Origin of the sequence: Neorhizobium sp. LMR1-1-1.1 (genome assembly GCF_040675795.1) — a bacterium.
GTDB lineage: Bacteria > Pseudomonadota > Alphaproteobacteria > Rhizobiales > Rhizobiaceae > Neorhizobium > Neorhizobium cellulosilyticum.
This window is the reverse complement of record NZ_JBEGHE010000032.1, coordinates 18,634-29,258: the sequence shown is the minus strand read 5'-3', so window position 1 is coordinate 29,258 and position 10,625 is coordinate 18,634. Positions and strand designations below refer to the sequence as shown.

12 protein-coding genes and 1 pseudogene are annotated in these 10,625 nt (G+C 55.5%); 10 read left to right on the top strand and 3 right to left on the bottom strand.

All coding sequences use genetic code 11. The features are described 5' to 3' along the window. Positions 1–275 precede the first annotated feature (275 nt). Positions 276–1,202 (bottom strand): manganese catalase family protein, encoded by a 927-nt coding sequence (locus tag MRBLMR1_RS19940; RefSeq protein WP_206829083.1) that lies wholly within the window; start codon positions 1,200–1,202, stop codon positions 276–278. Between the two features lie 234 nt (positions 1,203–1,436). On the opposite strand from MRBLMR1_RS19940, the gene MRBLMR1_RS19935 reads away from it, so the two are divergent. From MRBLMR1_RS19935 to MRBLMR1_RS19890, 10 genes and pseudogenes are all read left to right on the top strand, one after another. Further along, positions 1,437–1,910: a hypothetical protein gene (locus MRBLMR1_RS19935; protein WP_206829082.1), complete on the top strand. Its 474-nt coding sequence runs from the start codon at positions 1,437–1,439 to the stop codon at positions 1,908–1,910. Between the two features lie 396 nt (positions 1,911–2,306). Continuing rightward, on the top strand, positions 2,307–2,804 hold the full coding sequence (locus tag MRBLMR1_RS19930; RefSeq protein WP_148147881.1) for a sigma-70 family RNA polymerase sigma factor: 498 nt from the start codon (positions 2,307–2,309) through the stop codon (positions 2,802–2,804). 144 nt (positions 2,805–2,948) lie between these two features. Then, positions 2,949–3,149 (top strand): DUF6894 family protein, encoded by a 201-nt coding sequence (locus tag MRBLMR1_RS19925; RefSeq protein WP_404946391.1) that lies wholly within the window; start codon positions 2,949–2,951, stop codon positions 3,147–3,149. Between the two features lie 402 nt (positions 3,150–3,551). Further along, positions 3,552–4,067, top strand: coding sequence for a DUF4142 domain-containing protein (locus MRBLMR1_RS19920; protein WP_183686997.1), 516 nt, complete (start codon positions 3,552–3,554; stop codon positions 4,065–4,067). Positions 4,068–4,149: 82 nt separating this feature from the next. After that, positions 4,150–4,650 carry a YciE/YciF ferroxidase family protein gene (locus MRBLMR1_RS19915; RefSeq protein ID WP_206829081.1) on the top strand — a complete coding sequence of 167 codons (501 nt, stop codon included), beginning with the start codon at positions 4,150–4,152 and terminating at the stop codon, positions 4,648–4,650. 162 nt (positions 4,651–4,812) lie between these two features. Beyond that, positions 4,813–5,709: a PhnA-like protein gene (locus MRBLMR1_RS19910; protein WP_500065827.1), complete on the top strand. Its 897-nt coding sequence runs from the start codon at positions 4,813–4,815 to the stop codon at positions 5,707–5,709. Positions 5,710–5,755: 46 nt separating this feature from the next. Next, positions 5,756–5,881 (top strand): annotated as a pseudogene (locus MRBLMR1_RS19905) (NAD(P)/FAD-dependent oxidoreductase); the annotation flags it as partial. A 131-nt stretch (positions 5,882–6,012) separates the two neighbouring features. Continuing rightward, positions 6,013–6,222: a hypothetical protein gene (locus MRBLMR1_RS19900; RefSeq protein ID WP_206829079.1), complete on the top strand. Its 210-nt coding sequence runs from the start codon at positions 6,013–6,015 to the stop codon at positions 6,220–6,222. A gap of 214 nt (positions 6,223–6,436) precedes the next feature. Continuing rightward, on the top strand, positions 6,437–7,516 hold the full coding sequence (locus MRBLMR1_RS19895; protein WP_404946389.1) for a fatty acid desaturase: 1,080 nt from the start codon (positions 6,437–6,439) through the stop codon (positions 7,514–7,516). Between the two features lie 5 nt (positions 7,517–7,521). Continuing rightward, positions 7,522–7,971, top strand: coding sequence for a hypothetical protein (locus MRBLMR1_RS19890; protein ID WP_500065825.1), 450 nt, complete (start codon positions 7,522–7,524; stop codon positions 7,969–7,971). Positions 7,972–7,976: 5 nt separating this feature from the next. Here MRBLMR1_RS19890 and MRBLMR1_RS19885 read toward each other — a convergent pair whose 3' ends face one another. Then, complete coding sequence (locus MRBLMR1_RS19885; protein ID WP_500065823.1) at positions 7,977–8,861, bottom strand: DUF72 domain-containing protein; 885 nt, start codon at positions 8,859–8,861, stop codon at positions 7,977–7,979. Continuing rightward, positions 8,858–9,526, bottom strand: a complete 669-nt coding sequence (locus MRBLMR1_RS19880) for an HAD family hydrolase (RefSeq protein WP_500065821.1) — start codon at positions 9,524–9,526, stop codon at positions 8,858–8,860. Before MRBLMR1_RS19880 ends, MRBLMR1_RS19885 begins: the two co-directional genes overlap by 4 nt. Positions 9,527–10,625 lie beyond the last annotated feature (1,099 nt).

The window sequence follows — 10,625 nt, the reverse complement described above, 5'->3', positions numbered from 1 at the left end:
AGAAGTGGTGCGATGACAGCCCATTCTTCGTCGCTCAATTCGTGACGGCGCATGGCAATCTCCTTTCAAGGAGATTGAATCACACACCGCCGACAAGATGAACCCCGTTTATGGGGACGCGGCCTAGCTAATCCATATCGCATTTTGCCCGTTGTCTCCATTCGTCGATAAAAAGTTTAGTCAACGAGAAATCAGTGACCAAGAGGGCGGCCTTCGCCGGATGCTTACGAGGTCCGTTAATGGCTTTGGAAACGGGGGGCTAAGCCCCCCGGTCTTTAGCGTGATGCTTTGTAAAGTTTCTCCGCAATCTCGAACATTTCTTCCGGGGCATAGTCAGGCGTAAACGCCGATGGAACCCCGATTAGCTGCTGGATTTTTCCGCCTTCAGGCATGCCGTCGACGACCTCGAGCTCACCTGGTGGATCCGTAGGCAATGCAACTTCGCCATTACCCCAAATTCCTGACATCTCTTTATAATCGCCTGGGCTGAACGTATAAAGACGGCGGTGAGAACCCTCATCCAAATATTTCTGGCACTCGGGAACTTTATCGAGAGGAATGTTCGGTGTCGGGAGGAATTTCTTGACGTCGACGCCGGTGATCTTTTCAAGCGCCAGTGCGTATGCGTGCGCGTGGACGGAACCACGCACAAGGAGATAGCCGCAGACTTCACGACCGGTCGGATCAGAGAGTGTTTCGTAGACCCGTAGCTTGTGAAGGCGCGCGCCGCATTCGAGGTGAAAGTTGTGCAGGAGGTCGACCACCACGTTGCCCGTGGTTGTGATGAAATCGTTATTCCATGAAACGCCGTTGCTATTGACGGGCATCGCACCGCCGCCACCAGACAGGAACGCCGCAGCGAGGCGAATATCTTTCATCCCTTCCCACGGAGCGCCTGAGATATCGCCTCCATCGCCTTCGTCACCGCCCGGAATGTCTGGACCATTATTGAGCATGGCAACGCCATTGCTAACGAGTTCGACGTGGCCAAGCTCCTCCGCCGTAATGCTGGCGACGAGGCTATAGAATGGCTTGAGCTTTTCCTTGCTGCGGAAATTGAAGCTTTGGAACATGTAGTTTCCAAGCGTCGACATTTCTCCGTACTTCCCGCCGAGAAGCTCCTGCAGAGCGGCGGCGGCATTTGGGTCTGCGCGTTTTGGAGCTGGCAGGTTGGCCTGCAGCTGGTCTACTCTCATGAACATGTGCCGTTCCTTCTTAGTTGGATGACGCCAACGAACAAGACGACCTGGATCGAGTTCCCCAGCGTCAAAAAGAAAAAGGAAGGGCGGTCAACCATTGCGTATCGGCGAACGCGCGCCTGCTTATCCAGTCAAAGCTCGCCAGGGGGTCGCCAGTCTCATCTCCAGACGGAGAAGAAGCGCTTAAGAAGTATTTAGCGGGAACTCTTACTGAATTTCTTGTTCAGAGATTTCGACTTGGACAAGATGGGTCAAACCACCGACACCTCGTCGACCGGGAAGATATCCACGATTCCCGAGTCCACGGTGAAAATGCACATCCGCGAAACCATCGCATTCGAGACGAAGAAAGCGGAGTTTGTGGAAAAATTGCTCATCCTAACAATTGGCCAGCACACATTCGTCGACCGCAAAATGGTCTATGCGTGGAGGGAAGCAGGAGTCGAACTGATTGGACCCGTTCTATCCATAGGTCGGATCTCCCGCGTAGCGATTGGCTTAGTCGTGGGCGCGATAATCGACCTAGACCTAGACATTGACGCGCTTATCCTCCTGACTGATCAACTGGATGGGCTGGGAATCCCGGCCATCTTTGCGGGATCGCAGACAGGGAAGGCACAAACGAGCGGCTTCTGCATGTCACGCGAGCACGAGGCGATCACTGCGATCATGGCCGCGCTTCTCACGCAGCATAAAGTGACAAAGCATTAACATATGTGATTGAGCGGCCAATAGGAGAAGATACGCTGAGATGTAACGACCGCGAGGCCGAACAGGAGGAGCGATCAGTGCAGACAGTTTCCAAAGTATTTCCAACGGTTTTTTTCCCCTCGGATATCCGGGCAATGGCGGCCGCGTATCGAGTGGCCGTGACTCGTCCGATTTGCGCGGATGTCGACCCTGTATTTCTTGCCAGGGCGGTGTTGCATTTCTACGTCCGAGCCCTGGTAGACCCTGATCGCCTCAGCGAACTGACGTGCAGGCTCGTAGGCAAACGTCGCGATGAGGGCCGGGAGGCTCATCGCACGAGCACACCAAACGCATCCGCTCTAGCACAGCCCGGATCCCTTCCTGTCAAGGACGGCGCAACACCTCGAGGTAGTTCCAATGGATCGTGATACCGACGATGGTATTCGCGCCGACATGATCAGGCTCATTCCTGAAATCCGGAAATTTGCGAAGCGCTTCTCAGACAATCCCAACGACGTCGATGATCTCGTTCAGGAAACACTCCTGCGCGGCCTCGCCAATCTCGACAAGTTCCAGCCGGGCACCCGCCTCAGATCGTGGCTGTTTACGATCCTTCGCAACTCGTTCTGCACTCGCTACCAACGAAGCGTGAGAGAAGCGCCCGGTCGTGAGGATTGTGTCTCGCTACAGTCATCCGTGCCTCCTGCGCAGGAATGGTCAATCCGAATGCAAGAATTCAACAGGGCTATCGCAAGCCTTTCGCCCGAGCACCGAGGGGCATTCGATGCGGTTCTTGTGGACGGCGACAGTTACGAGGCTGCGGCTAAGAGATGTGGATGCCCAGTCGGCACTGTTAAAAGCCGGGTGAACCGGGCTCGACTAGCGCTCACGGAGCAAATGGGTGGCGCCCCATGATATGGATCCATAATTGCCCAACCTATCATATGTGCTGGTGATCGCCGGGGTTTGCATATCTAATCATCACCTCACCCGCACCTTGTTCGCCAGCTCGTGACAGAGAGACAATGCGCTCCCGCCACAGCACGGGAGCCTAGCCATATGCCGCGGTACTTTTTTCACGTTCTCAACGGCAAAGCGGTCGTCGATGAAATCGGCTTTGATCTTACAAACTCGGACAAGATGCGCACCGAAGCGATTCGAGCCGCTGGGCAGATGTTGAGTGACGGCAAGCACAGCTGGAACGGTCAAGCGTGGCAAACGGTCGTAACTATGTCGCCGGAACCATCGTTTTCGGCGTGAACTCTCAGTAGACCGCCACGGTCTTTAGGCTTGTCGGATGAACTAGGAAGAGTTCCTCGCACTTCGTAGGGGCCATTTACAAAAGTTCCAGAAATAGGGTGCGCCATATGCCCCTCGCAAGGGGCTGTACCGGCTAGAACTCGGGTAGGTCCCATTCTAACAGATAAGGAACCTGCCGTATCCGCCGCAAAGACTGTTCGTCGTCTCGGCGTTGGGGTGGAGGAACAGTGGGTCGCCTCGGGCGCGAAATGGCAGCCCAAGTCGTCGTGAGAGATCGTCGCCGCTCTGAAGGAGATTGGGTTTGTGAGCAACCTCGTGGAGTACCGCGGAGGCACGATGTCTCCCGACTTCAACTAACCATCGTGCCAGGTTCCGACTGTCACTGCTGATAAGGATTGAATGATGCATTACCCCCGTATACTAATGATAGCTGCTTTCGCCATCACCTACTCCTTCGCAACCTTTAGCATGCTTCCGGCCTATGCTCAGGACGCTGCGAGCACAGCGTTCGCTCAAAAGGCTGCGCAGGCCGACATGTTCGAAATCGAAGCGGGCAAAGTCGCTATTGCGCGTGGCAAGGATGATGCCGCCAAACAGTTTGCCCGCGACATGGTGATGGATCACACCAAGTCTTCTACGGATTTGAAATCGGCTGTCGAGGCCGAGAAAATCGAACTTCCAACAGGGCTGACGAAGGAAAACACCGACAAGCTCGCCGCCCTCGAAGTGGCGTCAGATGCGGATTTCGACCAAGCGTATCTCGCAACCCAGGTCGCGGCCCACGAGGAGGCTGTCGCGATGTTTACCTCGTACGTCAAGGATGGGCCTGACGGTCCTATCAAAAACTTTGCGACAGCAACGCTTGGGACGTTGAGAACACATGCGATCAAGGTTCACGGTTTGACCGATAACAAATAATCGCGCTCAAAGCGGTGGAACTTATTACGCGGCTACGTGTTCGATGGCCGCATTTTCGACCCTAGCAATTATGGAGCCTATGATGGCAGAGAAGACTTTGGACGATCTGTTCCTTGATACGCTCAAGGATATCTATTTTGCCGAGAAGCAGATCTTAAAGGCATTGCCCAAGATGGCACGTGCCGCCCAATCCCCTGAGGGCAAGCAGGCTTTTCTGACTCACAAAGACCAGACAGAAGGTCAGATCGAACGCCTCCAGCAGGTATTTGAGCTGATCGGCAAGCCGGCGCGTGGCAAAACCTGCGAAGCGATCCAGGGCATTCTTGCTGAAGGCGAGGAGATCATGGAAGAATTCATGGGATCGCCCGCCCTTGACGCGGGCTTGATCGCATCGGCGCAAGCCGTCGAGCACTACGAAATCGCGCGCTATGGAACGTTGAAAAGCTGGGCCAGTCAGCTGGGGCTGGCGGACGCCGTTCCGCTGCTGGATGCCAATCTGCAGGAAGAATTGCAGACCGACGAGCTGCTTACCCAATTGGGGGAGGCCTCAGCCAATCCCAAGGGCGCCAACAAAGTCGCTTAGATACTGTTCTGACCTCACTGATCAGAGGCCGCCGCCAGGAGGCCTCACTTTTTTCCGAAGCGCGTTCGCTCAGTATCAAACTTGATTTCATGGGCGTGGAACTCCTTCCTCAGCTGCATGTTAGCGAGCTCCGAATATCGATAGCGATCCAGGAGAATTCCTATGACAGTTCCTATTCCAGCCCGTGATAGCGATAGCGGCTTCGCCTCTGGCGCAGCGTTCTATAAAATTTCCTGGGGAGCGGTTCTCGCTGGTGTTGCGATCGCTCTCGCCGCGCAGTTCTTGCTCAATCTCCTGGGCGTTGGTATCGGCGCTGGCGTACTCGACCCGACCACCTCCGATAACCCGGAAGCGTCTAACTTTTCGATAGCAGGGGGCATTTGGTTCGTGCTTGCGGGGATCGTTTCAGCCTTCATCGGTGGCTATATCGCCAGCAGGCTATCGGGGCGACCCGACAAGCCGACTGGTGGGTTGCATGGTCTGACGACCTGGGCTGTGACCACGCTAGTCGTCTTATTCATGTTGACCACGTCAGTTGGCGCTTTGATCGGCGGCGCGTTTTCAGGGCTTTCGAGCGTTATCAGCGGAGCCGGACAAACGGCTACGACCGCTGTGGCAGCAAGTGCCACGGCGATCTCCAGCGCAACCGATCCAATGGCCGGAATAGAACGGCAGGTCCGCGGATCGACAGGAAATGATCCCGAGGCCCTGCAAGACGCAGCAGTTGCTGCTGTCCGGGCGGCCATGACGGGAGATGAAGCAGCGGCTGAGGACGCCCGGACACGCGCTGCCGATGCAGTCTCACGCGCCCAAGGCATCCCTGTTGATCAGGCCCGACTGCAAGTCGAACAGTATGAGAAGACCTACCACGACAACGTTGAATCCGCCAAAAAGCAGGCCGCAGAGGCCGCCGATCTCGCTGCCACGACGGTAGCAACAGGCGCAATCCTTGGCTTCCTTGCCTTGGCACTAGGTGCTGCCGCGTCATGGTTTGGCGGGGTTTCCGGCACGAGGGGCATTTTAAGGACCGACGACAAGCGTCACATCGCAGGCGTGTAATAACAGCTTTCGATGCGAAGCATGATTCTGCACATGGCGCCTTGCGGGGCTTTATGCTGCCGGGGATGTGGTACCCGGCCTTGATCAGATAGCCAGCGCGATGGGGCAAGCGGCGATTGCGGCAACAACCATTCGAAACGATATGAGCGCTTCGCGTACACTGTTGAGGTAGATATCGAGACACGGTTCATCCGCTTTCGACCCCCGGAGTTCACGACCTGCGATCGGGCAAAGATATTTTCTCAAGCCGCGGAACTCGTGAACCAATGGGATGTTCGACGTCTCTAACGAGGAGATGGAAATATGAGCAACCCAGAAGACGATGCCAAGGGCCAGTACGCGCCCTCGCAGGCAGACCGTAAAGCGACCGGTGTTCACAGCGCAAAACCTACCGTGATCACGGGTTCGGAAGATGCGACAGTTCATCGAGATCCACCCGGGAAAAAGTCCGAGAAGGATTTCGATCTGAACTACGATCCCGCAGAGCCAAACGAGCAGAATTCTCGCGGCTAGCCGTTATCATGGGCGGGAGCGAAAGCACCCGCCCCTCCCCAACAATACCGTCGCGAGCCGATACGGCACTCCGCGCATGCCGCATTCGAACACGAACGAGATGTAACACTGACATCGTTGCGTATCGTGTTGGGCTAAACCGGACCACCTTCCGCACCGACCAAAGTGTTGCGCGCCGAACAGAATTTCATCCACAAACTGAGGCAATCCATAAATGAGTGCGACTTGCACATCAGATCTACAGTCAGGCTCAAACGAAAAAGCTTGGCTGAAGATCCTCGCAAAATATCGACAGCCAGATGTTGGTCGCAGCGTCTATGAGCTTGCGATCACAGGGGTACCGTTCCTGCTGCTTTGGTTCGGCACCTGGTTTGCCGTCCATTTTGAGTTCTGGCCAGGCCTGGTTCTACTCGTGCCGGCGGCCGCATTTCTGCTGAGGCTATTCATGCTCCAACACGACTGCGGCCATGGCTCCCTCTTCGGTCGTCGTCGCTGGGACGACTGGACCGGAAGAGTGATCGGCGTCCTGACGTTGACACCCTACGATTACTGGCGTCGAGCCCACGCCGAGCACCACGCCTCGGCCGGCAATCTCGACGGACGCGGGGTTGGCGATATTACGACCCTCACTGTTCGCGAATATCATTCCCTTCCTACACGGGGAAAGGTCGCTTATCGGCTCTATCGGCATCCTGCCGTAATGTTTGGTCTCGGCCCAGCATTCCTGTTTCTGTTCAAACAAAGATTACCTTTCGGACTGATGCGCTCAGGCGCCCTTCCCTGGGTGTCGACACTCGCCACGAACGCCGCTGTTGCAGCGCTCGCTGTCGTGCTGATCTGGGCGGTGGGACTTGTACCTTTCCTCTTGGTTCATCTCCCAATCGTGTTGATTGCCAGTTCCGCAGGTGTCTGGCTTTTTTACGTTCAGCATCAGTTCGAGGATACACACTGGTCGAGGCCGCCGGAATGGAATTTCCCTTACGCAGCTATGCATGGAGCGTCACACTACGATCTCCCCGCGCCACTGCGATGGATCACCGGAAACATCGGAATGCATCATATCCACCATCTGTCGAGCAAAGTGCCCTTCTACAGATTGCCCGAAATTCTTCGGGATTACCCCGAACTGGCGAATGTGGGCCGGATCACCCTCCGTGATAGCCTTGCCTGCGTAAAACTCGTCTTGTGGGACGAGAAGACACAGCGACTAATCTCTTTGAAAGAAGCTCGGGCACAACAAAAAGGCGCGCCAACAGCGTCGCCGCCTGAAGCTCAACGTTCCGTGAAAGGATGATAGCAATGCACAATCTGAAAGAATTTGCCACGAGTTCCAACGGTGACCGATGGTTCCTCGGACGTAACGAGCAGAGCAGTGCAGCATTTGTTCTCCATCGAGGTAATCCTGCGTCGGGGGGGCATGAAACACGAAGCACTGTCGATTCATTCTTGGCGCAAGAGCCGAGGGGACCACAACACGACAGGCTCGTTGCCGCTCTTGCAGCTATCGAAGCGCCAGAAACTGCGGACGGCGGGGAGGAGGAAAAGACTCCATCACTGAAATTGGCCGAGGAATATCTCCGGCTAGGCGGCAAACGGCGAGCTAAGGTCGACGACAACATCGTCAACACGCGGCTATGGGAGGACGAACCCAAGGAGGCTTCGGAATTCTGGGATGTCAAGGTTGAGCCAATGGAGGAGAAGCAGCGCCGCGAGGTCGAACTCCATCTGCCCTCGATCAGCGATGACTGACGTCTCTATCCTGCTTTCTCGTTTAACATCTCCGCAAGTCGTTGCGCGTTTCTTATGGAATGACCGTCGCGATCATTATTGAAATACACCCAGACGGTTTTCGCAGACGAGCTCAAAATTCGGTCGGCCCAGACCTGCAGCTCTTGATCACTGTAGTCGTGACGATACCACTGGCTCACACCGTGAAAGCGGACATAGATGTCATCGGCGGTTTTTACGAGTTCGTCCGGTAACTTCGGACCACTGCACGAGCAGAAGATTATACCCGCGGACGAGAAGGCTTCGTACACCGTCGCATTCCACCAGCTTTTATGACGAAATTCCACGACATTGCGACGCCGCGGATCAAGCTGAGAAAGGATCGAGTGAAGAGTTTCGGCTGAGTATCGGACGCTCGGCGGGAGCTGGAACAGGAAACACCCCATTTGAGGCCCGAGCATATCCGCGATATAACCAAAATCCTGGATCAAGGTTTCCGTTTCATCGAAACGCTTGATGTGGGTGATGAGCTCACAGACCTTGATCGAGTAAACGAATCCCGGATCGGCCTGGCGGATCCACGTCTTAACCGCACCCACTGTCGGCCAGGAATAAAACGGCGCGTTCAGCTCGACCGTTTTGAAACGGCCCTCGTAGATCGAAAACCATTGGCTTGATGGCACGTCGGAGGGATACATGGCCCCTTTCCAATGCCAGTAATACCACCCGGAGCAGCCGATATGGACGTGTCCGGATACCGGGTCAGACGCCACTGGTTCGAGCGTGGGCCGCGATATGCGAAGTTCGTGCATTCTGGCTGCGCGCGTGACATTGGCATCGCGCTGTTTTTGACGGCGCTCGGCTCGTCGGATGCGGCGCACAGCAATCTCGTCTTCCGATAGTTCACTCACCGTGCTTCTCGCGGTCCCACAGGGCAAGAGCGGTCATTCGATATGATGACCCAGTGGGGAGTTGGCGTAATCCGACAACAACGCAGCGACGTCATCGTAAATGGCAATCGCGCCAGCATTCCGCAGGAGCTCATCCGCAAACCCTCCGGACCGCAACGCCACTGTGGAAATGCCAATTTTGCGGGCCGCCTCGACGTCGTAGGGAGAATCCCCACCACCATCACTTCCTCGGCCGTAACACCCTTCAATTTTGCCAGCGCGGTCGTAAAGATATCGGGAGACGGTTTGGTGTTTTCCACTTCGCCGCCACTTGTCGTGGCGGCCACGAGCTCCCTGATATTCAGTTCGTCCATATAGTGACTGAGATCATCCTGCGAAGCCGAAGAGGCCAGTGCGACCTGCTGCTGACATTCACTGGAATGTGCAAGCAGCTCGAAAGCGTGCCGGAACGGTTTGACAGACGCGCGATACTTGCAACGGAAAATCCCGCCCTGCAACTTTCCCAGTTCCTGACATGTTGCGGCATCAAGGTCCGGCACGAGCGCGGGTATCAGCATATCGGCGCCCTTGCCGATCTGAGCATGAATTTCCGGCCCTGAGAAGTTCATTCCGATGCTCTCAAATGCCTCGCGCCAGGCAAGCACGTGCAGGTCGTTGCTGTCCACGAGCGCCATCGATATCGAAAAGGATCGCCTTGACCTGCATTTCGGATCCCAATCATAAGATTTGTTTCAGCTACCCGCGAAGATTTGCGTAGCAGTTTCGCAACTGCGCAGACGGCTAGGCATGGCCGGCGCAAAAGTCGTTATCTTCAACACCAGTGGAGTATTTTGTCTTCGCTTGCCGGATTGAAGCGAGATGGACGGAGAGTGCTGATCTAAAAGCCAGTATCTCTTGCCGTCTTATGTGGGCCGCGGCAGCACGCAACAGCATTTTCGAACTTTCGTCGACCATGAGACCTTATTGTCCACCAATCACGAGGGCAAATTTGAGCAGAGCTGTTAGTTTCAGGTATGCATAGCCTTGGACAAATAACTTTGCCGGACGGTTGATACCCATCTCGATACTAAGAGGATGAGGGTCGCTTTCTGACCATTGCCTTGTCGATGCCCTTCTTCGCCTCCTCTGCGAGTTTTTTTGCGATTTTCGTCAGCATTCTCGCCAGTTCTGCCGGCATCGCTTTCCGCGTCAGGCTTGTTATCGGTCATTGGTCCACCTTTCATCGCGGTGCGAACCGCCGCGGGCAGCCATAGTTCCACAAGCGCTCATGATATTTTGAGGTGATGCGAGAAGTTTCGGCTGTTGAACACACATCGCGGAATCACAACAATAGGCTGCTAGGCGTCTCAGCCGGCTATTGACTACTGAACAGTCAAAGTGTCGATCGCAACAACCCTTCAGCGAATGCGACAACGGCTCACGAGCTGCGGGTCAATTCTTGGGGAATGTGGATATCGATACGAAGTCCACTGTCACGCCAGTTCCAGGCCACCTGCCCATGAAGTTGTCGTTCGACGAGAGTTCGTACAATCTTGGTGCCGAACCCTTTATTGTGTTTATCGCCGCCGAAAGGTTGGGTTTCCTCTGCCCGAGTAATTTCGACGCTGCCACCCGGCTGAATGTCCCATGCGACGGCAACAGACCCCCTACCGACGGCCGCCGTCCCATGCGTCAGCGCGTTGGTTGCCAATTCATGGAAAGCGAGAGAGAGGCTGCACGGCGTCCGGCGTTATAAAAAGGACGGGCCCCTTGAATTCACAGACA